The following is a 22031-nucleotide window of genomic DNA, read 5'->3' as shown; positions in this document are numbered from 1 at the left end:
GGAAAGGAAATGAATGATGAGCAGAAACAGAAAATGGAAACAGAAAATGGCTGCGTCTCTGGCGGCCGGGATGTCGGTGGTGTTGTCTGCGGTGCCGGTGTGCGCTGCAGGAAGCGAAAATGCAGGAAATAATGCGGTCTGTAAGGAGGAAACGGTTTATGTTAATGCAGATGCTGCGGGAAAGCAGAAATCGGTAACCGTTTCCGAACAGTTGAAAGGGATTCAGAGTACCGGAACAGTCGCTGACGAAAGTATTCTGGACGGGATCAAAAACATCAAAGGGGACGAGAACGTTTCACAAAATGGAAACCGGCTTACATGGCAGGCAAAAGGAGAGGACATCTTTTATCAGGGGACAACAGAACAGGAACTTCCGGTCTCCATGAAAACAGTGTATATCCTGGATGGAAAAGAGATTTCGCCGGAAGAACTGGATGGGAAAAACGGCCATCTGGAAATCCGGATTACATATGAAAATCACGCAAAGCGTACGGTAAGCGTAAAGGGCGGGGAAGAAACAGTATTCAGCCCGATTGTTCTTGTGACAGGACTGATCCTTCCAAATAAAACATGTTCCGATGTCAGAATTGACAACGGGAAAGTTATCAATGACGGGGATAAAAATATCATTCTGGGCGTGGCTATGCCGGGGCTGAAAGAAAGTCTTGGTATGAAAGAAGGAGAGGCGGCGGCAGAAATACTTACGATTCCGGATACGCTGACAATTTCTGCGGATGTGGAAGATTTTTCAATGCCGTCGACTTATACGGTCGGACTGACAGACGTACTGGACGAAATTGATCCTGATAGTTTTGACAGTTTAGATGAACTGTCGGATTCTCTTGCGAAAATGGAAGATGCGGCACTGGAACTGGTGCAGGGCTCAAAAGAGCTGTCCAAAGGAGCTGACACGCTGGGAAGTAGATATGCAGAATTTGATCAGGGGATCGATACGATGCAAAGCGGAATCGATGCTCTGGATGCGGGCGCGGCTTCCCTTGCTGCCGGAATCGCAGAATATACCTCAGGTACGGACACATTAAATGCGGGAATTCAGACGTATTTTGGCGAGAACGGGGAACTGTCCGCTACTATTACAGAGTATAAGAACGGAGTCAATACTCTGCTTGCCGGAATCGAAGAGTATACAGAAGGAGCGGACACTCTGGCAGATGGAGTCAATACCTATGTGGCCGGAGAAGAAAAGCTGGCTGAAGGAGCAAAGCAACTGTCTGCACTTTCCGAAGGCCTGACCAGAATACAGGAGGCCGTCCGGATACTAAGTGAGAGCGCGGACGGAACAGGAAGCGCAGAGGAAGACCTTCTTGCGGCCGCCGGTGAGCTTGCGGACGGAACGGAAACACTCAGTCAGGCGCTGAAGTCAGAGACCGTCCAGAAACTGCTGGAACAGGTTGATGAAATGACGAAGACCGGGCAGGAACTGACTTCAGCCGCCGGCGAACTTGGCAAAGATATTGAAAAGGAGATTGCCGGACCTGCGTCGGAGATTACGGCATCTCTTCAAACACTGGCCGGTCTGCTGAATGAGGTAAACGAAAAAGCTGGTTTGCTGGAGAAAGGATGCAGTGAACAGGTCGCAAAGATCAACCGGACGGTAGAAGAGAATAACCGGAAAATACAGATGGCAAAAAAGGCGGCGGCTGAAGGAGAGGAACAGATTGCCGCGGCTCAGGCCGGGCTTAATCAGCAGATACAGGCACTTCGCGCGGCAGGGCAGGAGGAGGCTGCCGCTCAGATAGAGACAGCCGTGCAAAGCCTGGAGAATGCCCGCACATCCGCACAAAACCTGCAAAATCTTTCCGGATTGGATACAGTAGAAATGCCGGACTTTTCCGGAATTGATACGGAAGAACTGTCCCGGAATGCATCATCGCTGGAATCAGAGATCCGGACAGTTGTGACATCATCCGGCAGGCTTTCTTCCCGGATGACAGGACTGCAGGACGGACTAAAAGAAATGGAAGAGAAGAAGGACGCACTTCCACAAACATCTATGCAGGAAATTTCACGGCAGGTTGAAATTCTTAACCGCGGAATGCAGGGACTGTACCAGGCAGCAGGGACTCTGTCGGGAGGTCTTTCTGAACTGGGAAAAGCATCGGACGCCTTGCAGAATGGAGCAGCCGGGATTCAGAATCTTCAGCAAGGATTTGAGAGTCTTGGACAATATAATGAAGCATTGAAAAGCGGAGCAGGAAAACTCAAAGACAGCAGTCCGTCGGTACGGAAAGGCGCACAGACCTTACTGGGCGGTACAACACAGCTTTCCAACGGGCTGGACACTTTAGGAAGCCGGCTTTCCTCCGGTTCTGCTGCACTTTCTCAAAACAGTCAGGCGCTAAAGGAAGGCGCTGCCACGCTGAAAAGCGGAACGCAGAAACTGGTATCCGGAGGTGCATCTTTGAAAACAGCAAGCGGTCAGGTACAAAGCGGCATTGATACACTGAGCACCGGTGCCAAGACGTTGGCAGATGGAATGAAACAGTTTGAAGAAGAAGGAATTTCCAAACTTCAGGAAGTGACGGATACAGAGTTTAAGGATATTGCTGACCGGTTCAAGGCGCTCACAGGCGAAGAGTGCAGATACGATACTTTTGCCGGAAAACCGGAAGAGATGGAAGGAACTGTGAAAATTGTCATTGAGACAGAAGCAGTACCGGCCAGATAACAGAGAAGGGGAAAATTCATGAAATGTCAAAACCATCAGTCAGAGATGCCTGATGGTTTTTATGTTTTGAAACGAAAGAAAACAATATGATAAAAATGTGTAAAATGAGAGTAGAAAAGTATGGAAAAATGTGTAAAAATTTATTGAAGAAATTTTTCATAACCGTTTGATGGAGGCTTACAATTATTATTTGATTATCGGAGGGATGCCCGAATGTGTTGTTGCATGGATGGAAAGTAAAGATCCAAGGCAGGTCAGCCAGATACAAGAGGAGCTGATTACAGTTTATGAGAATGATTTTTCTAAACACAATGGAAAAATAAACAGTGGCCGCATTTTGATGGTCTTTCGGAGTATAGTGACACAGCTTGCAAAAGAGAATGAGAAATTTATATATGGTGTGGTCAAAGAAGGGGCCAGGGCACGGGAATTTGAAGAGGCAGTAGAGTGGCTTGTATCAGCGGGGATGGTAAACCGGATTTATAATGTTTCACAGTCTGAACATCCTCTTCCGGTATTTGACCGGCTTGATGCATTTAAGTTATTCCTTATGGATACGGGGCTTTTGAAGCATATGGCGGGTATGGACAATTCAGCCATACTTTTAAAGGCCGATTATCAATTCAAAGGTGCGCTGACAGAAAACTATGTATTGCAACAGCTGAAAGGGCAGTTCTCAGTAGAGCCAAGATACTATTCCACTTCACGGGAGGAGATCGACTTTATTGTTCAGCATGGGATGGAAATCGTGCCGATTGAGGTGAAGGCAGGGACAGATAAGTCAGCGGCTTCTTTTAAAAATTATATAAAAAAAAGAAATCCAACCCATGCGGTACGTCTATCAAAAAGAGAATATCGAAAAGATGGTGCAATTACCAATATTCCACTTTATCTGGCAGGAAAACTTCCGGTATTTTTAGATTAGTTGCCTGATTGCATTGTCTATTTAGAAAGGCCTTCGGTTATCTGACATCCTGATAACCGGAGGCTTTTTGTGAAAAGTGAGGACTGGAGTATATTCCAGAAGCAAATGAAAATGACTTGTCATTGCCCAAAATACCCCGGGAAGAGACCGTGACAGGAACTCTTCCCGGGGTTTACACATCCAGATCTGAGAGCAATTATTATGATTCCTTTAACTCCGGCAGATATTTCATGATAAATTCCTCCACGGAGGCTGCTCTGGCAGATCCCTTGACCCAGGTCGTAAGAAGATCCAGATCCTGCTCTTCCAGAATTCGTGTGCGTAAATTGTCAGGCACACGGCCAAGATCTTCTAAAATAGAGAGTACATCTTCCGCTTTCCCCTCTGCTTTACTTTCCCGTCTGGTTGCCTGCACGTCATAGTATTCAAAGTGATCAAAAAACATTTTAAAATCCCTCCGTTCAATCTGATCTGTGAAAGTGCCGATCTCATCTTTCGGGATATTCAGGCGGTGCAAAAAGGCGGCAACGATCTTTGAAATCAGCTTCAGGAGAGTCTGTGGAGAGTCCCGGCTGATATTTTCAAAGTAGTCGTCCGGAATTTCTTTCAGTTCGTGAAAATCGGCGGCACTTCTTAGTTTGTCAATCAGCATGATCAAAGACAGTTCATCCTCTTTTTCAATAAGTTCCTGATTAGAATAGCGGGAGAGCGGTACAACCAGATACTGAAAATTCGGAATATATTCTCCCAGAAGATCGGAAAGTGCGGTACGCTCCTGAAAGTTTTTGGCGGCTGTCCAGTTCTGCTCCCCATCATAAAAGACAATCGGAAGAACCGGAGGATATCGGAATCCTTTTAAAGCTGTGCATCCGGGCTGTTTCTTTTCCGCTTCTGCGGCATAATCTGTCAGGATCAGGACGATATACCGAAGAATCCGGAAAGACATATCATAGTCCACCTTGGTCTGATGCTCGATCAGCGTGATCAGATAAAGAGTGTCCATTTCTCCCTGATTTTTCAGATGAATCTTCTTGACCGTATCGGAATCCCGTTCTTCCTGCCACACGGGGATGAAGCGGTTTGTGACATCTTCAATATCTTCCGGCTGGACATCTTTTAAAAGTTCGATATCCGTATATCCCCGAAGAAACTGAGCACAGAGAATGGGATCGCCGAAGATGAGTTTGGCGCTGCTGTCTTTGAATTTTCTGTTTTGACTGGTAGTTTTGTTTGGTTGATCTGTTTGCCTGCTGGTCATAAATCTCCTTTCCGAAGGGAGCAAAGACAAACAGACAGACGTTGAAATTAATTTTATTGTACCAGTGAATGAAGTGAAATACAATAAACAGCAAGTCCTTTCTATATCTGTTTTCCCTGTTCCCGTCTGTAAAAATGAATCATTGAAAAATGTGGCCGAACGGCCGGAAACCAAAGGACAAAAAGAATAACTGTCCTGATTTGATCAGGAACAGTATATACCCGGAAGAGGGGAAAAAGCAAGGAGAAAACGTCTATTCATAGCATATTCCGATAGTTATGACAAAAAAATAAGGCAGAATCAACGAAAAGGTGAACCTTTTTTCAAGTTCAAACCATCTTTATTTAATAGAAGGGTAAAAGATGGGGAACAGTAGGTTCAAGGAGGAATCAGTATGAAGGAAAAAGTGACATTGAAGATGCAGGGGACAGAAATCAGGGAGTTTGAGATGTATCTGTATGAAAGAGAAAATGCAGAGGCGACAATCCGGAAATATATCACGGATCTGAAGTGCTTTTTTTCGTTTCTTGGAGGAGATCAGGAAGTGGACAAGCCGCGTCTTCTTTCTTATAAAGAATGGCTTCTCGAGCATTATGCGGTAAACAGCGTGAATTCCATGCTGGCGGCTCTGAATCAGTTTTTGATATTCTGCGGATACTGCGAGCTTAAAATCCGGCGCGTAAAAACACAGAAGAACCTGTTTTTGCAGGAGGAGAAAGAGTTGACCCGGAAAGAGTACGAACGCCTGGTGCAGACAGCGAGGGCGGAGGGGAAGGCACAGCTTGCCCTGTGCATCGAAACGATCGCTGTCACCGGAATCCGGGTCAGCGAACTGAAATATTTTACGGTGGAACAGGTGAAAAAGGGCAGAATCGAGGTACACAACAAAGGAAAATACCGGAGAATCTTCCTGACGGGAAGCATCCGTAAAAAACTGCTGATATATGCGGCAGCGCGGAAAATCCGGTCAGGCTGTATTTTCGTGACGAAAAACGGAAAGCCAAAAGACAGGAGCAATCTCTGGAGCGAGATGAAAGCGTTGAAAGAAAAGGCGGGAGTCAGCGGCGAGAAAATCTTTCCGCACAATCTCCGCCACCTGTTTGCAAGAGTCTACTATCAGACAACCAAAGACCTTACAGGACTTGCGGATGTCCTCGGACACAGCAGCCTGAACGTGACAAGAATCTATACCTCCAATACAGGAGAACTCTATCAAAGACAGCTCGATCGCATGACCGTCTTGCAGATTTAAGAGGGAAAAGGGGAAAATAAAAAACACCACATAATATCAATTATGTGGTAATACAAAGTCGGCCTATCTCATCTAGTCACCAGTTTTTAGTTTTCTACCCTATTTTATAGCAAAAAATAGACTGCGTCAATGCAGTGACGGAAGATTTCACAATTTTATGCATCAAAATAACACCCGCCTTTTACATATCATTTGAAAAATCGACGGGACACCGAAAAACAGGACTTCACTTTTTAATTAAGGAAAAGCCATGTACCACATAATTGATATTATGTGGTTGTTTGCGTTCTATGGAATGAGGCAGAGGAAAGATATGGAAAATAGATGCAGTAGCCTGAAACGGGGAGACATCATAATCTCACCCCAGAGGATGAAATTTATAAACCATGGAATTCTGTTTGTAACGGAGGAAGGAAAGTCCGACAGCCTGGATGAAGACCGGATCCTGCTGGCCTGTATTGAGCAGAGCGGGAAGGACGGCACAATCCGGACCCGGCTTCCCGTGGAAGAGGTTACGTCTGATACGGAAGGACGCTTTTTCCTCGGCACGATTTACGGTACACGGTGCGAAATCCAGACGAACCGGATGGGCGCCACGGCGGGGGAACTGCTGATGGAAATTGTCCGGCATTATCCCTGGCTCTGGATCGGGGATCATGAGTGCCTGGACTCCGGGGACAGGAAGAAATGGCAGGAATTACAGAATATGGTGGAACAAATGCGTGCCTGCAGTATTTTGCTTGACTGAAGGGAGATTTGTTTCGATTAAGAAAGAAAAGAAGGGGGAAGGAAATTGAAACTGATGGATCAGGCAATAGAAAAGAAAGCGGAAGCTAAAGGAGGAGACCATGAAAAGTAAAAGAAGGAAGAGAGTCATAGCAAGCGTGCTTTGCATGGTTTTGATGCTGAGCACGGGAATGTCCACACTTGCGGAAGCAGATGCAGGAACAGTACCTGCAGTGGAAGAGACAACAGCAGCCCAGACGACGGCACAGGAGACGAAAAGCACTTCGACGGATGCGCAGACTGCGGAAACGGAAACACAAACCCAAACGGAGACCGAGACCCAGACAGAAACGAAGCAGACCGAAGAAGCAGCGCAGACACAGCCGGAAGAAACGACAGCCGCTCAGCCGACAGAGGAAGCTTCCGGCGGAGAGACAACACAGACAGAGACAGATCAGACTGCACAGAATACGCAGGATCAGACTACATCTGCGGAAACTTCCGGGACAGAAACACAGAATGAGGCAGTAGAGACACAGCCGGAAGAGACTGAAACAACAACACCGACAGAGGAAACTCAGGAAACGAAGGAAGAGGCAGGTGTTTCTCCTGCATTTAATGAGACTTATGAAAATAGTGAAGTCACTGTAAAAGTTACGGCAGATGAAGGAATCGTACCAGAAGGCGCAGAACTTTCTGTTACTCCGATTGTGAAGAAAGAAATCACTGATCAGATGTCCGAAGAGGAAAAAGCTGAGGCAAAGAAAATCAATGCTCAGTATGATCTGACAGAAAAGAAACTGAGCGAAGACAGCGATAAGAATAAGGAAATCATGGAAGGTTTCCTGGCTTACGATATCAGCTTTCTTGTGGATGGCAAAGAAGTAGAGCCAAGCGGTGATGTGAAAGTAGTCATCGACTTTAAAAAAGCAGCTGTACCGGAAGGTGTCTCTGAGGATACCGACGTAGCAGTAAAACATCTGAAAGAAGATCCGACAGCCGATGATGGCGTAGTCGTAGAAAATATGGATGAGAAAGCTACGGTGAAGACGACAGAGAAAGCGGAAGCTAAAAAAATAGAGCTTGTATCAAACAGTTTTTCAACGTTTACAATCACTTGGGAGGTGGCTTGGAATACTGTATTTAACATAACAGCTCACTATGTTTATATTGATGAGAATGGCAGTATTAGAGACATTCCCGAAAATGTTCATAAGCCAAGTAATAGTGCAGGGATCGAGTTAGAGAATCATAGAGAATATGATCTGAAAGAGTATGCCGATCAGATTGATGGCTATACGTATCGCGAAGCACGAGTGGATAGACAAAACGAAGATGCTATTACAAAGATACAAACATCTAGCGAAGGCGGACACGGTATTTGGGGGCAGCAGACATATTATTATATCAAATACCTTGAAAGCACAGAGCAGACAGAATTTACAGATTGGTTATATTATAGGGGAAGGTTTGAACAAAACAACACAAGCGGCGACATCTATTTTGTATATGATTATACCCCGTCCGAGTTGTCTATAGAAAATAATATTATTGAAAATGGAACTCTGGATGCTAACTATACAGGAACGCAAAAGATTACAAGTTACCAGTGGTACAAAAGTGATTCAAGAAATGGTGAATTTGCACTTGTTGAAAGGGTAAATTATCAAAATGGAGCATCTAATCTTTCAGATAATGGTGATGCATTGTATCCGGCTTATGATGAAGGAGCACGTAAATGGTATTACGTAGAAGTAACATTAGAGGGCGGAACAAAGATTCAATCAGCTCCGTTTCAGGTTCCATATTATGATGAACTACAGAATGGAAGTTTTGAAAATCCAGAATATCGAAAAAACAACACCTATACTGGTGGTCGAACGCCGGTAACCATGACCCAAGTCTCCAATGAAAAATATAAAGAAGAAGGAATCTGGCAGACAACAGGAACGAATAGGGGGAAGGATATAGAAATTCTCGGTGCTGGAGAAATCATTGATCGGGATGGAACAGATGGATTATCTGAATATTATGCATGGAAACGGGGACAAGATCCCAAGGCAGCTGATGGCGTTCAGTTTGCGGAATTGAACTGTGAAACAGCAGGTGCTTTGTATCAGGATGTGCTTACAATTCCGGGAACAGTACTGAATTACTCTTTAAGTCATAGAGCACGTGGAACTAATAATAATAGAGCGGAATATGATACGATGTTTCTCGTTATTATGCCTACGAAAGACAGTCAGGATTTAAATACTCAGAGTGAGTTAGAAAATGAGTTAAGGCGTTTGGACATAGATATTGATGGATATAATAGGGAAAATGAAGAGAATCAGATTGTTTATGATCAGGATGGTATCCTGGTTGTAAGAATTACCAGCGATGACCAAGACTGGCATAACATTGTCACAGAACAATATACACCGCAATCAAGTATGACACGTTTCTTTTTCATGGCTGGAAGCACAGCAGCAGAAAGAGCTGGCCAGTCAAATGGAAATACAATAGGAAATTTCCTTGATGATGTATGGTTTTCGCAGGAACTGCCTCCGGTTGCAGACGATGAATTTTCTCTGGAAATCAGAAAAGAGTTTGATGGACTCGATACTACTGGTATTGAAGAAGTAAAGGCGAATATTCAATTTGTGATTTCAGTGAAAGAAGGAGATAGAGAATTAAGTGACACTGAAATTAATGAACTATTTGGTGTGGGGCCTGTGATTCAAGGAGAGAATATGACCAGCACTCCGGAAGGGCATATCTTCTTTTCGATTACAGAACGCAAGATTGATACAGGTAAAACATATGCGGTTACCATAGAAGAGCAAAAAGCCGATCTGAATGGTTACCAAATGACAAGTAGTGCGAAGACAACAGTGACGATTGGTGACGAGACACCGGTGGAAAGTGATGGATCAAGTTTTAACCTTCAAGGAAAAACAATCGCTTATGTTACATTCTCAAATACCTATGAACGTTCAGAAAATAAAACGGTTTCTTTTACTAAGAAATGGGATGACGCTACTAATAAATATGGTACTAGACCTGAGAATCTTCAGGTAACATTAAAACCAACAATTACCGTAGATGAAGGCGGAGTATTGACAACAAAAGAACTCACCAGTGCGGATTTAGGTGGAGTAGCACTTACAAAAACAATCAGTGCAGGTAGTGAATGGAAGGCATCGTGGGATGTACCTGTTTATTATGAAAAAGATGGAGTCAAGGTGAAGATTGACTACACCGTAGAAGAAGGTACGATAAACAGCGATTATGTATATGAAGCAACCGAAGTGCGTGAAGGAGACGGAAGAGAGTATACAAATCAATTTAATGATGAGGGTATTACTCAGCCGAAAACTCTCAATCAAAACAGTTCGCAGAGTGATCAGTCCAAGAAAGCTGCTGTAAAGGAGGCACAGAAAGCAGATGCTTCTTCGAAAGCGGCTGATGAGGAAAGTGCATTGGGAACACCGGCGCATAACAAATATATCGAATATAACGAAAGCACTGGTGATTATACTCTGAATTTGGATGTGACAGGAGCTCAAGGAGAAGCTTCGGGAGTCGATGTTCTATTTGTAATCGATACATCTGGAAGTATGGCAGGCAGTTGGTATGGTGGAGGTTTACTGGCTGAGGTTAAGAGTTTGCTGACAAAAGATAATGGCATTATTGACCAGATCTTTGAAGATGAAGGAAATGTAAACTCAGTGGCATATGTAGCATTTTCAGACAAAAGTGGTACAGAAACAAGTGGCTGGTATAGCGATGGAACTGCTCAGAATCTGAAAAGCGCAATTAATAGGTTGCGGGCAACTGGAGGAACTAACTGGACCTATGCGATGCAGAGGACTTCCAGTATGTTGGCACAACGTTCAGACAACAGCAACGAAAAAGTAGTGATCTTCTTATCTGATGGAGAACCGACATATTCGATTGATGAGGATGGACGCGAATATGGACGTGGAAATGCAACAAGAGATGAATACTATACTGAAGCCATTGCGGCAGTAAACGGCTCACAGTCCTTAAAAGCTGCTCAGATTTACTCTGTTTATTTGACAGATGGAACAAAAGACGGAATGCAGAAATTTGCTTCTAGAACAGGTGCAACATTGAAAGATGGTACAGCGTTATCCACAGCATTGGAAGAAATTTTGACAACTGTCATTCCTTCTTATAAAAATGTTGTCATCACAGATACATTGAGTGAGTATGTAGATTTCGTTGATGAAAACGTGACTGTAACAAAGCGAAGTGCAAACGGCCAGGAAACAGTATTGTCAGGTTCGCAATATGAAGCAACTATTGATGGAAAGAAAATTACAGTAAAACTTGTAAGTGGAGACAACTCGTTAGATAATGGCGCGACTTATACGGTCAGCTTCCGTGTAAAACCAAATGAGACGGCTAATGAAGAGTTTGCTAAAACGGGATATCCGCATAAGGGAGATGCTGGAACAGGCGAAACCAGTGCCGGAAAAGAAGGATTTTATTCTAACGATAGCGCAAAAGTTACATATACGGTAAATGGTGAACCGGGCAATGCAGCATACCCGGATCCAGTTGTGCAGGTTACAACACACAGCTTGACATTTAGCAAAGAATGGAATCAACCAAATACTATAGAGAAGCAAACTGGAAATGTAAGGCTTCAAGTAACTTATACAGATGGAACAAAGGAAGAAATTATCCTGACGGCAGAGGATAATTATACATTTGTTAAAACAAATGTTCCTGTAACACGGAGAATTGCATCTGTAACAGAAACTTCAGTATTTGAAAATTACACTCCGTCGTATCAGATTTCGGCAGATGGTACTTCCGCAACAGTAATTAATAACTATTCAAAGCTGACGACACAAACAATTACGGTACAAAAAGTGTGGGAAGGTGATGGACCGAAATCGGATGTAGAAGTGGTACTTTACCGGAGTAAAAATAATGGTGATGCGGTGGAATATAAGCAAGCCACATTAACAGAAAGTAGTGATTGGAAAGTTACCTGGGAGGATCTTCCTAAGGAAAGTTCAGAAGGCGGAAATCAGGAGACATATACCTATGCTGTGCGGGAAGTAAATACACCGGCAGGATATAGCAGCAGTATTCGGTATGACTTTGAGGATACAGATAAAACGATTGCCACGATTACAAACACATATGACTCAAATTGTGCAGATGAAAATTATTATATCGCCAATGTACTTCAGACAGAAAAACTGACGGTTAATAAAACGTGGGAAGATAATGATAATTTATCTGGTCTACGACCAGATGATCTTTCTATAGTAGTAAACGATGGGAAAAATGGCCGCTATGATGTAAATCTATCAAAAGACGAAGGGTGGCAGAAAACGCTTACTATTTTAAAGAAGAAAGATACAACATTTAGCGCAGAGGAATATTTGGCAGGAAACTATTATACGAAAGTAGATGAATCAATAGAATCATCTCCAACAGGAACAACAATCTCATTTGTTAATCGACTTAATTCGAAATCCATTATCGTTCAGAAAGATTGGCACGATGGAAAGGTTCAGGATCGCCCGACAGGTATTCAGTTCGAATTGCAGTACAGGGAAATGAGCAGTGACGAATGGAAAATTTATGGAACATATAATTTATTAGAGGAAGACCGGATTTACAATGATGATGGAAATGAAAGTAGAAATTGGGCTAGAAAGATTTCCGGACTTCCAGTTCAGTATGAATATCGTGTCGTGGAAAAAGAGGTACCAGATGGATATAACTCAAATGTAAGTCAGAGTGGAGACACTTATACTATCACGAATACATTGAAGTGGAGCCTGAAGAAGACAGATAGCCCAGAAGATAGTTCAACTACACCTAGCGGACTTGATGGAGCGGAGTTTGAATTAAAGCAATCAGTTGATTCAGAAGAAAGACTGATCGCAAAGGGTACTTCTGGAACTGACGGTCAGGTGACATGGACGGCTGAAGCGGGAGTAGAACTTGATGCTTTAAATGGAGAGTATAAACTGTATGAAACCAAAGCACCATCTGGATATCAGAGACTGAGTCAGGCGTGGACGTTACAATTTAGCAATGGACTTCTAACTGAGATAACTTATGCTGATCCAGATGCTAATGGATATGCACAATTAACAAGAAGTGCAGAAAGTGGAGTTGTAATCACTATAAAAAATGAAAAACTCTATGAACTCCCAGAAGCGGGCGGCCCAGGCACCTTCGGGTATACAATCGGCGGAGTACTGCTCTTAATGGCGGGAACGTTGATTTTATATAAGCTTAAAAAGGGGGAGGTGCTGAAAAAATAGGAGTATAAATAACGGAGTAGCATATCCCGAACGACGGAAGAAGGCAGCAGAACTTAGAGGGTATGCTGACAAGTAACAAAAAGAATGAAAGAAAAGGAGAGAATTATGAGGAAATTAAGAAAAGTAATGGCCTTGTTAATGACACTGGCTATGGTTATGGGATTATCCTTGACAGCATTTGCAGCATCGGCAGAGGTTAGAGACATCACAAGCAAGATTACAATCGCAGGTTTGTCGCCAGATGTAGATACGGACATTAAAATGTACCGTTTTGCTACTTTAATGTTCGATCAGGATACAAACGAGTATACTTGGGAAATTGAAAATTGGGCAAAAGATCATGTCACATTAAGTGCAGACAAAACTGAGTATACAATTGACGAGGGTGAAGAGGCCGCTTTAAAGACCGCAGCAGAGGGAAACGCTGCTACACTTAGTGTAGAGGATGTTCGTGAAACTTCCTACACATTTGAGAATGTTCAAATTGGTGGTTATGTCATTATTCCAAGTGATACCAATGCAGATTATTTACCGTTGTTTGTTACAAATAACTATGACAGAACATCAACACCAGGTGAAGATGGAAGACCGGTTGCGGAAGATGTCACGGCTTATGCCAAGTCTGAAAACCATACTATCACAAAGAGCCAGACTGATGACTTTGCACAGATTGGATCAACAGTAGGATATACAATTAATGCCACTTTCCCAATGCAAGAGAATACACAGGGAGAGGAATTAACCCAATTTAAAATTACTGATGAACCGACTGGCTTACAGATTGATCAAACTTCAGTAAAAGTTATGGTGGGAAATGACAATGTGACATCAAGAGTTACTATAGCTGTAGATACATTGACAGGTGTTCTGACAGTAGATTTTGCAAATGTATTGCGTAGCTATACTGGTGGTGAGTCTATTGTAATTACTTATAATGCAGTTGTAACAGATGTCGAGTACAATAATAATGCTACTGCTACTTCTGATACAACAGATTATACACCAGGTAATGTAAAGGGGGATACGGGAAGTATTCAGATTACAAAGGTAGACGCAGAAAATACAGGCAAAACATTAGCAGGAGCAGTATTCCAAGTTTATGACCTGGGAGATGGAACTTGGGATGCTGATGATAAAGGTACTCCAATGAGCCTTATCTATGATGCGGAGTTAGATGCTTATAGACCAATATTATCAGATGAGACAGGAAATCCGCGTGTAACAGTCAATGAAAGTGGTGTTTTAAAAATTGTTGGTTTAGATGAAGGTAACTATCACTTTGAAGAGGTTGTAGCACCGGATGGATATTCTATCAATGATGCTGGCTTGACTGTAACTATAACCGAAGGAACAAATGAAGATTATGTAGGAAACTTCCTTGACACCAAACTCGCTGAGCTTCCAGGAACTGGTGGTATCGGTACAACAATCTTCACCATCGGCGGATGTGTCATCATGATCGCTGCTGCTGGCCTGTACTTCGCAAGCCGCAGAAAACACGGTGAAAACTAAATTTCAGTTTTGATTCCTGACTGCTAGTAGCAGGGAAATCAAACATCTAAAACTTCACTACATACGGCAGAAGCCCGGGAGCGGGGAATTTCATCCCGCCCCGGCGGCCCTGCCGGATACATTCTTTCTTCTATATAAAGAAGAACTCAAATGATAACAAACTACAACAACAAGGAGAGTCCGGATGAAACGAAAACGACTGATTTTGACGATTGCAATGATTCTGTTATTTTTAGCTGGTCTGTCCTTGCTGCTGTATCCTTTTGTGGCAAACCAGTGGAACAATTACCGGCAGCAGAGGCTCATCAGCAGTTATGAGGACACGGTCGCCCGGAAAGAGGAGGCCGGAGAGATTGACTACGATGCTGAGTGGGCGAAAGCGCAGGCTTACAATGAAGCACTGCTTCCATCCATCCTTCCGGATTCTTTTGCGGTAGCGGAAGCGTCCGATGAACCGGACGAGGAATACATGTCCTGTCTGAATATTACAGGGGACGGCATGATGGGAATGGTGGAGATCCCGAAGATCGATGTGAATCTTCCGATCTACCACACCACATCGGAGGAAGTACTGGAAAAAGCCGCGGGCCATCTGGAGGGAAGTTCTCTTCCGGTCGGCGGGGAGAGCACCCACGCCGTGATTTCGGCTCACCGGGGACTGCCGAGTGCATCCCTGTTCACCGATCTGGACCAGCTGGAGGAAGGAGATCATTTCCTGATCCATGTACTGGATGACACCCTCTGCTATGAGGTGGATCAGATCCTGGTGGTGGAGCCGAAGGAAACTGAAAGCCTTGCGGTAGAAGAAGGAGAAGATCTGGTGACACTGCTCACCTGTACCCCGTACGGGGTCAACAGTGACCGTCTTCTGGTGCGGGGACACCGTGTGCCGTATGTGCCGGAAGAGGTAGAAGAGGAACAGGCAAACGCCCTGTTCGGAACCAGTCTTCATACCAATTACCTGCTCTGGGTAGCTGCGGGGCTTGCTGTAACGGCTGCCTTTATCGGATACCTTTCCTACCGGGAACGGAAGAGACAGGGAAAGAAAAGCAGCAGGAAAAGACATCAGGGGAGGGACTAGAGGATGAAGAAAAAGATTCCCGGCATCCTGTTCGGCCTGATGTTCCTCATTGGCTTTGGCATTCTGGTCTACCCTACGGTGGCGGACCAGTGGAATACCTACCGGCAGAACCGTCTTATTTCTTCCTATGAAGATACGGTGGAAGAGATGGAGCCGGAAGATTTTACAAGAGAATGGGAGGCAGCCCGAAGCTTCAACGCCACGATTCCTCAGAATAATATCTACGGAGATGTGTTCGGGGAAGACGGAAAGGAAGCGGAAAATACTTCCTACTGGCAGGTGTTGAATATCGCGGGAGACGGAGTGATGGGATATCTCTCTATCCCGAAAATTGATGTGAAACTGTCAATTTATCACGGTACTTCCGACGAGGTCCTGCAGACGGGCATCGGCCATCTGGACGGGACGGCCCTTCCGATCGGAGGGGAGAGCACCCACAGCGTGCTGGCGGCCCACCGGGGACTGCCAAGTGCAAGGCTCTTTACTGACGTGGATCAGTTACAGGAGGGAGATAAATTTTACATCCATGTGCTGGATGAAGTTCTGGCATACCAGGTGGACCAGATCCTGGATATGGTAGACAAAGACGACCATGAAACACTGGAGGCAGCCCTCCAGACAGAAGAAGGAAAAGACTATGTAACCTTATTTACCTGTACTCCATACGGCGTCAATTCCCACCGGCTGTTAGTCCGGGGCGTGAGAGTGCCGTACAACGGGGAGGAAGATGTGGAACCTACGGCAGCAGAATCCATGCTGCAGTCCATACAGGATTACTATATGTTGTATCTGATTCTGGGTCTTGCGGTGACTTTCCTTGTCATTCTGATTTTGCGGTTTTTGATGAAACCGAAACGGCAGGGAGAGGAAAAGAAGCAGGAGTAACCGGATCAGAGCGAAGCAAGAAGAGATCAGAGGAGGGTAACGATTGAAGATGAGAAAACGAATCAGACAGGGAGGAGCAGTCATGCTGGCTCTGGCGCTGGCATGGCAGACAGGGCTGGTTTCCCACGTTACGGCGGCGACGGCAGTTGAGACCGGCCGGGAATGTTCGGTGACGGTGGAGCTGGATGGAAGCAGTGAAGAACTGAAAAGCTTATCCATTCCGGTGAAGCTGTACCGGGTGGCGGAAGTCAGCGAAAGTGGAAATTATACGATGCTGCCGGGCTATGAAAGCCTGAAGCTTTCTGAGGTGGACAGTGACACGTCCGCTCAGGAATGGGAAGAAAAAGCGAAAGCAGCATCCGATCTTGTCAAGGAGCAGACCCCGGAAGCAGATGCAGAGCTTACCGTAACCGGAGGAACCGGGACAGAGGACGGCCTGCCAACGGGCATGTATCTGGTAGAAACAGAAGAAGTACAGTCTCCGGAATACACTTATACGTTCAGCCCGTTTCTGTTGTCCCTGCCAAACAATTACTATGGATCCGGCGGATCGGATGACTGGGTATATGATGTGACTACCGGATTGAAACCGGATCAGGAAGAGCGGCTGGGAGATCTGGAGATTGAGAAAACGCTGACATCCTACAATGCAACAGTCGGCGGAGCGACCTTTGTCTTTTCCGTGGAAGCGGTAAAAGAGGACGAAGTGGTGTACAGTGATGTGGTTTCCGTGGCATTTGACCGGGCAGGCACCAGACAGATCCTGGTGGAAGACATTCCGGCAGGATCCGAAGTAACGGTAACCGAGGTCTACAGCGGATCCAGCTATGAGAACACCGGCGCAGCATCACAGACCGTGGAAATCCTGGCGGACGGAACAGCCGGTTCTCCGGTACAGGTTTCCTTTACCAATACATATGACCATGGACTGAACGGCGGATCCGGCGTAGTAAACCACTTTGATTACACGGAAGCGGAAGGCGCACGGGAGGCCGGACAGAGCGGCTCCGGCACCTGGGAATGGAACCAGCTGCGTGACAACACGGCGGCAGAGGAATAAAGGGGGAGACGAGATGAGAAAAGGATGGAGTAAAAAGACCATAGGTCTGGCTGCCGCGGCCTGTATTCTTGCAGCAGGAGCCACAGCAGGCAGCGCCATGGCATATTTCACCACCTATGCGGAAGCGGAGGGAAGCCAGACATTAAGTCTTGGCATGACCACCACCATTCCGGGTGAGGAAGTATCCGACTGGACGAAGCACATCCGTGTGCAGAATACCGGAGACTATTCCTGCTATGTGCGGGTGAAAGTCTTTGCGGGAAGCCAGTTGGAAGGAAGGCTTAGCTTTTCCGATGAAAGCGGAAAATGGACGCCGGGAGCAGATGATTATTATTACTACAGTGATGTTGTAGCGCCGGGCGTGTCCTCCGATGAGATGCAGATCAGGATCGACAGCACCGGACTGGCTCAGGATTTTAACGTGATTGTGGTTCAGGAATGTACGCCGGTTCTGTATGATGAGAATGGTAATCCGTATGCTGACTGGAATGCGGTAGCGGATTCCACACAATCATCCTATACCGAGGCTGACGGGGAGGTGGCTGAATAATGAAAAAGAAAAACAACAAGCACACGTTCCCGATTGTGCCGGCAGCACTGATCGGCGCGTCTGCCCTGCTTTTAATCGGAAGTACGGTTGGAAGCACCCGGGCAGCCCTGACTTATTACAGTGAAAACTACGGTGCCCGGATTCAGGTATCACGAATCGGCGTGACGTTAAAGGAAAACGGAAATGCCATCAGCAGCCGGGATTACACCGAGGACAGCCGGTGGAGCGAGACGAAAGGAACCTTGCTGGAAGGTCTTCTGGAGGAAGGGGAAACCATTCAGCCGGGAAAGGCGTATGACGAGACGTTATCCGTCAGCAACAGCGGGTCTATTGATTCTTTTGTCCGGGTCGTGCTCAAAAAGAGCTGGGCGGGTCCGGAAGGAGAGAAAGATACAACCTTGTCACCGGATCTCATTGATCTGAACCTGACGGAAGGAAGCGGCTGGGTGATCGATGAATCAGCCTCTACTGCAGAGCGGACGGTGCTGTATTATACAAGAGCACTGGCGCCGGGCGAGAGTACACCGGACCTGTCCGATACCCTGCGGATTGATCCTGCGGTTCTGACCAAGGTAACCGAGACGGTGACGGAGGATGAAAACGGATACAAGACGATTGAGACGTCCTATGATTATGACGGCTATCAGTTCCGGATTGAAGCAGAGGCGGACGCAGTCCAGACCCACAATGCGGAAGACGCCATCAAGAGTGCATGGGGCGTGGATGTGACGGCTTCCGAAGACGGGACCGGCATCAGTCTGGAATAGAGGGGGTACAACATTATGAGAAAGAAAATGTGCAGCCTGATGCTGGCATCGGCCTGCAGCGCGGCCCTTGTGGTTCCGGCCTGGTGTATGGGACCGGTCCATGCGGAAGAGCTGACAGGAAGCCGGAACTGGCTGGTAGAGTTTGACGGGGAGGAAATGCAGAGTAATTTCAGCTCCGACGAGATGGCAGAGGAGATTTACGGAATCCTGCCGGGAGATACCATGGACCTGCAGGTGGCGATTAAAAATTCCGGCGAAGAGGCGATGGACTGGTATCTTTCCAATGAAATTCTGCAGAGCCTGGAAGAAGGAAGCGAAGCCGAGGGAGGTGCCTACACCTACCGGCTTGTCTATACAGATGACGCAGGGGAGGAGACCATCCTTTATGACAGCAACACCGTAGGAGGAGAAGGAGCATCTCAGTCCGGAGAAGGACTTCATCAGGCAACGGACGCTCTGGAAGACTTCCTGTATCTGGACCAGCTGGCTCCGGGAGCGGACGGAGAAGTGAACTTAAGTGTTACTCTGGACGGCGAGACGCAGGGAAACGGCTATCAGAACACACTGGCAGCCCTGCAGATGAATTTCGCGGCAGAGACGGCAGCGCCGGAGACCATTACTCAGAAAGGCGAGGACCAGATCGTTGAGCGAACCGAGCGGGGCGAGAATACCGTGACGACAGTATATGAGACACAGCACCAGACGCCGAAGACCGGCGATACCGCACCGCTGCTTATTCTGAGCGCGTTGATGCTGTTCAGCGGAATCGTTCTTCTGGTATTTGCGGTTCTTTACTTCAAGAAACACCGCCGGAGCGGGGAAGGAGGGCTTCAGTCATGAGAAAGATCAAAAAAGTGATGCAGTCCCTGATTGCGGCGGCAGCCCTTCTGGGGATGACAGCCCTTCCGGTATCCGCGGCGGATAATTATACTTATACCGTGACTTTTTACGCGGGAAATCAGGGAACCTTTGCAAGCGCATCAGGCCTGACCGTAGCAGGACAGGGAAATGTTTCCATCCAGAATACCGGAGACCGGATCACGGTCAGCGGCCTGCAGACCGGCGATACCGTTTCCTTTGATATCCAGCAGGGAGCAGTCCGGCCTGGAGATGACAGCCGGTATTATGTACAGGGCGTACGTCCGAGCGCGCGGGACAATGACACGGCAAGTCTGGCACCGTCTGCATTCCGGGTAACCGAGGATGCCGACTACGTGGTAGCATACGGAATCCGGGGAGACCAGGTGGCTTATACGGTCAATTACGAAGATGAAGACGGCAATACTTTGGCACCGTCTCAGACCTATTATGGAAATGTAGGAGATAAGCCGGTGGTAGCCTATCTCTATATCGAAAACTATCTTCCGGAGGCCCTGGCACTGACCAGGACGCTGTCCGCAGATGCATCGGAGAATGTATTTACCTTTGTATATCAGGATGCATCTCCGGAAGTCATTACGGAACCGGGTGACATCGTGACGATCACGACTGTAATTCCGGGTACGAATACGGTACAGACGATTCAGGTTCCGGCTCAGGCAGCCGGTGTGGCAGGAGCTGCAGGTGCAGGAGCGGGAACGACAGCAGGAGGAGCCGGAACTGCCGGTGGTACGGGGACGGCCGGTACAGCCGGAACAACGGGCGGCACCGGAACAGTAGCCGGAGGTGCAGGCACAGCCGGAACAGATGCGCAGGCACAGGGGGGAACCCAGGAAGCTGGAGAAAATGCAGACGGCCAGGGAGAAACCATCAATCCGGATGAGACTCCGCAGGGCGTAGTAGATCTGGATGAAGACGAGACTCCGACAGGGGACGGCTCTGACGTAGTGGAGGAGACCGGAAAAGACGGACTTCCGCTGGCAGCCGGCATCGGAATCGGTGTGGCAGGTCTTGCGGCACTCTGTGTGATCCTTGCACTGATACGGAAGTTCCGCAGATAACCGGATCAGACAGCGAAAGGACGGACAGGATTGAAAAACAAAGAGAAAAGAAAAACTCACCCAGTGGCTGCATTTTGCAGTGCACTGGGTACGGTTTTGCTGATTCTGGTAGTTGTGGCCGCAGCCCCGGCGGCAGTGCCCCGGGCCTTCGGGCTTCAGGTTTATGAGGTCATCAGCGGCAGCATGGCGCCGGAGATTCCGACCGGCAGCCTGGTGTATGTAAGAAAAGCCAAAGCTGAGCAGATACAGGCAGAAGATGTAATCGCCTACGATGGAGGAGGCGGCGCGCTGATCACCCACCGGGTAGTAGAAAACCGGACTCTGATGGGAGAGTTTGTGACAAAAGGGGACGCCAATGAAAAGGAAGATCCGAATCCGGTGTCCTATGACCAGCTGAGAGGAAAGGTCGTGTGTTCCATTCCGTATCTGGGATGGATTGCAGGACTGCTCTCCGAGACAACCGGGAAACTGGCAGCGGCAGGAATGATTGCAGCGGCGGTTCTTCTGCATGTGGCGGCAGGCATTATGTTCAGGAAAACAGAATCGTAAAAGAGGACGGAAGTTTCCGTAAAGAAAAACAGGATGTACATTCATGGAGATATGAAAGGTACATCCTGTTTTTGGTTATGCTTCTTTTAAATCAGGCAGATATTTCTCTGTGAATTCCTCTACAGAGGAAGCTCTGGCAGCACCCCGGATCCATTGATCCAGACATTCCATATCTGTTTCGTCCATGATCCGTTCACGAAGTGCCTCCGGAACCGCCCCAAGATCGGATAAAAGCAGCAGTATGGAATCGGCTTTACCCCTTGCTTTACCTCTTGCTTGCCCCTCCGCTTCTCCTTTGGCTCTGGCTTTTGCTCTCTCCGTCTGCACGTCATACGCTTCAAAATGCTCAAACAACATGGTAAAATCCCTCCGTTCGATTTGATCAGTGAAGTCGCCGATTTCTTCTTTCGGAATGTTCAGTCGATGCAGGAATGCCGCAATGATCTTGGCGATCAGTTTTAAAAGAGACTCAGGGGAGTCACGGCTGATCTTCTCCAAATAGTCATCCGGAATTTCTGCGAGTTCGTGAAATTCG

15 protein-coding genes and 1 pseudogene are annotated in these 22031 nt (G+C 46.7%); 14 read left to right on the top strand and 2 right to left on the bottom strand.

What is annotated here, in order from left to right; translation table 11 throughout:
• Nucleotides 1-16: 16 nt before the first annotated feature.
• Both H6A32_RS13400 and H6A32_RS13395 read left to right on the top strand, forming a co-directional pair.
• Complete coding sequence (locus H6A32_RS13400; protein ID WP_204864583.1) at nt 17-2689, top strand: hypothetical protein; 2673 nt, start codon at nt 17-19, stop codon at nt 2687-2689.
• A gap of 169 nt (nt 2690-2858) precedes the next feature.
• Nucleotides 2859-3614, top strand: a complete 756-nt coding sequence (locus H6A32_RS13395) for an ATP-binding protein (RefSeq protein ID WP_204864582.1) — start codon at nt 2859-2861, stop codon at nt 3612-3614.
• A 199-nt stretch (nt 3615-3813) separates the two neighbouring features.
• Here the strand turns inward: H6A32_RS13395 and H6A32_RS13390 are convergent, their stop codons facing one another.
• Nucleotides 3814-4872: an Rpn family recombination-promoting nuclease/putative transposase gene (locus H6A32_RS13390; protein ID WP_204864581.1), complete on the bottom strand. Its 1059-nt coding sequence runs from the start codon at nt 4870-4872 to the stop codon at nt 3814-3816.
• Nucleotides 4873-5266: 394 nt separating this feature from the next.
• Here H6A32_RS13390 and H6A32_RS13385 point away from each other — a divergent pair, with 394 nt between their 5' ends.
• The 12 genes from H6A32_RS13385 (at nt 5267) to H6A32_RS13330 (ending at nt 21496) form a co-directional block, all read left to right on the top strand.
• A complete protein-coding gene (locus tag H6A32_RS13385) occupies nt 5267-6124 on the top strand; it encodes a tyrosine-type recombinase/integrase (RefSeq protein ID WP_204864580.1) in 858 nt (285 codons plus the stop codon).
• Between the two features lie 370 nt (nt 6125-6494).
• Entirely contained in the window at nt 6495-6872 is a 378-nt protein-coding gene (locus H6A32_RS13380) for a hypothetical protein (RefSeq protein ID WP_087169660.1), read from the top strand.
• Nucleotides 6873-6972: 100 nt separating this feature from the next.
• Complete coding sequence (locus H6A32_RS13375; RefSeq protein WP_204864579.1) at nt 6973-13152, top strand: DUF7604 domain-containing protein; 6180 nt, start codon at nt 6973-6975, stop codon at nt 13150-13152.
• 105 nt (nt 13153-13257) lie between these two features.
• A complete protein-coding gene (locus H6A32_RS13370) occupies nt 13258-14664 on the top strand; it encodes a SpaA isopeptide-forming pilin-related protein (protein WP_204864578.1) in 1407 nt (468 codons plus the stop codon).
• A gap of 184 nt (nt 14665-14848) precedes the next feature.
• A complete protein-coding gene (locus H6A32_RS13365; protein WP_118637954.1) occupies nt 14849-15745 on the top strand; it encodes a class C sortase in 897 nt (298 codons plus the stop codon).
• 3 nt (nt 15746-15748) lie between these two features.
• Complete coding sequence (locus H6A32_RS13360) at nt 15749-16630, top strand: class C sortase (protein WP_204864577.1); 882 nt, start codon at nt 15749-15751, stop codon at nt 16628-16630.
• Nucleotides 16631-16679: 49 nt separating this feature from the next.
• A complete protein-coding gene (locus H6A32_RS13355; protein WP_147422574.1) occupies nt 16680-17690 on the top strand; it encodes a DUF5979 domain-containing protein in 1011 nt (336 codons plus the stop codon).
• Between the two features lie 13 nt (nt 17691-17703).
• Nucleotides 17704-18240, top strand: coding sequence for a hypothetical protein (locus H6A32_RS13350; RefSeq protein WP_204864576.1), 537 nt, complete (start codon nt 17704-17706; stop codon nt 18238-18240).
• Nucleotides 18240-19007, top strand: coding sequence for a hypothetical protein (locus H6A32_RS13345; protein ID WP_087169667.1), 768 nt, complete (start codon nt 18240-18242; stop codon nt 19005-19007). The genes H6A32_RS13350 and H6A32_RS13345 overlap by 1 nt, the downstream gene beginning before the upstream one ends.
• Nucleotides 19008-19022: 15 nt before the next feature.
• Nucleotides 19023-19847, top strand: a complete 825-nt coding sequence (locus H6A32_RS13340; RefSeq protein WP_204864575.1) for an LPXTG cell wall anchor domain-containing protein — start codon at nt 19023-19025, stop codon at nt 19845-19847.
• Nucleotides 19844-20947, top strand: coding sequence for a MucBP domain-containing protein (locus H6A32_RS13335; protein WP_204864574.1), 1104 nt, complete (start codon nt 19844-19846; stop codon nt 20945-20947). Before H6A32_RS13340 ends, H6A32_RS13335 begins: the two co-directional genes overlap by 4 nt.
• A 30-nt stretch (nt 20948-20977) precedes the next feature.
• The gene (locus H6A32_RS13330) at nt 20978-21496 is read left to right on the top strand and encodes a signal peptidase I (protein WP_243424936.1); all 519 of its coding nucleotides are present in this window, start codon (nt 20978-20980) and stop codon (nt 21494-21496) included.
• Between the two features lie 75 nt (nt 21497-21571).
• Here the strand turns inward: H6A32_RS13330 and H6A32_RS13325 are convergent.
• Nucleotides 21572-22031: pseudogene (locus tag H6A32_RS13325) on the bottom strand (hypothetical protein); the annotation flags it as partial.

This window comes from Drancourtella massiliensis (assembly GCF_016900655.1).
GTDB classification, from domain to species: domain Bacteria; phylum Bacillota; class Clostridia; order Lachnospirales; family Lachnospiraceae; genus Sellimonas; species Sellimonas catena.
This window is presented reverse-complemented; position numbering and strand designations above follow the sequence as displayed.

Excerpts from the sequence above, each read along its gene's own strand:
- H6A32_RS13400 (WP_204864583.1), top strand. The coding sequence starts at position 17 with ATGAGCAGAAACAGAAAATGGAAACAGAAAATGGCTGCGTCTCTGGCG.
- H6A32_RS13395 (WP_204864582.1), top strand. The coding sequence starts at position 2,859 with ATGGAGGCTTACAATTATTATTTGATTATCGGAGGGATGCCCGAATGT.
- H6A32_RS13390 (WP_204864581.1), bottom strand. The coding sequence starts at position 4,872 with ATGACCAGCAGGCAAACAGATCAACCAAACAAAACTACCAGTCAAAAC.
- H6A32_RS13385 (WP_204864580.1), top strand. The coding sequence starts at position 5,267 with ATGAAGGAAAAAGTGACATTGAAGATGCAGGGGACAGAAATCAGGGAG.
- H6A32_RS13380 (WP_087169660.1), top strand. The coding sequence starts at position 6,495 with ATGAAATTTATAAACCATGGAATTCTGTTTGTAACGGAGGAAGGAAAG.
- H6A32_RS13375 (WP_204864579.1), top strand. The coding sequence starts at position 6,973 with ATGAAAAGTAAAAGAAGGAAGAGAGTCATAGCAAGCGTGCTTTGCATG.
- H6A32_RS13370 (WP_204864578.1), top strand. The coding sequence starts at position 13,258 with ATGAGGAAATTAAGAAAAGTAATGGCCTTGTTAATGACACTGGCTATG.
- H6A32_RS13365 (WP_118637954.1), top strand. The coding sequence starts at position 14,849 with ATGAAACGAAAACGACTGATTTTGACGATTGCAATGATTCTGTTATTT.
- H6A32_RS13360 (WP_204864577.1), top strand. The coding sequence starts at position 15,749 with ATGAAGAAAAAGATTCCCGGCATCCTGTTCGGCCTGATGTTCCTCATT.
- H6A32_RS13355 (WP_147422574.1), top strand. The coding sequence starts at position 16,680 with ATGAGAAAACGAATCAGACAGGGAGGAGCAGTCATGCTGGCTCTGGCG.
- H6A32_RS13350 (WP_204864576.1), top strand. The coding sequence starts at position 17,704 with ATGAGAAAAGGATGGAGTAAAAAGACCATAGGTCTGGCTGCCGCGGCC.
- H6A32_RS13345 (WP_087169667.1), top strand. The coding sequence starts at position 18,240 with ATGAAAAAGAAAAACAACAAGCACACGTTCCCGATTGTGCCGGCAGCA.
- H6A32_RS13340 (WP_204864575.1), top strand. The coding sequence starts at position 19,023 with ATGAGAAAGAAAATGTGCAGCCTGATGCTGGCATCGGCCTGCAGCGCG.
- H6A32_RS13335 (WP_204864574.1), top strand. The coding sequence starts at position 19,844 with ATGAGAAAGATCAAAAAAGTGATGCAGTCCCTGATTGCGGCGGCAGCC.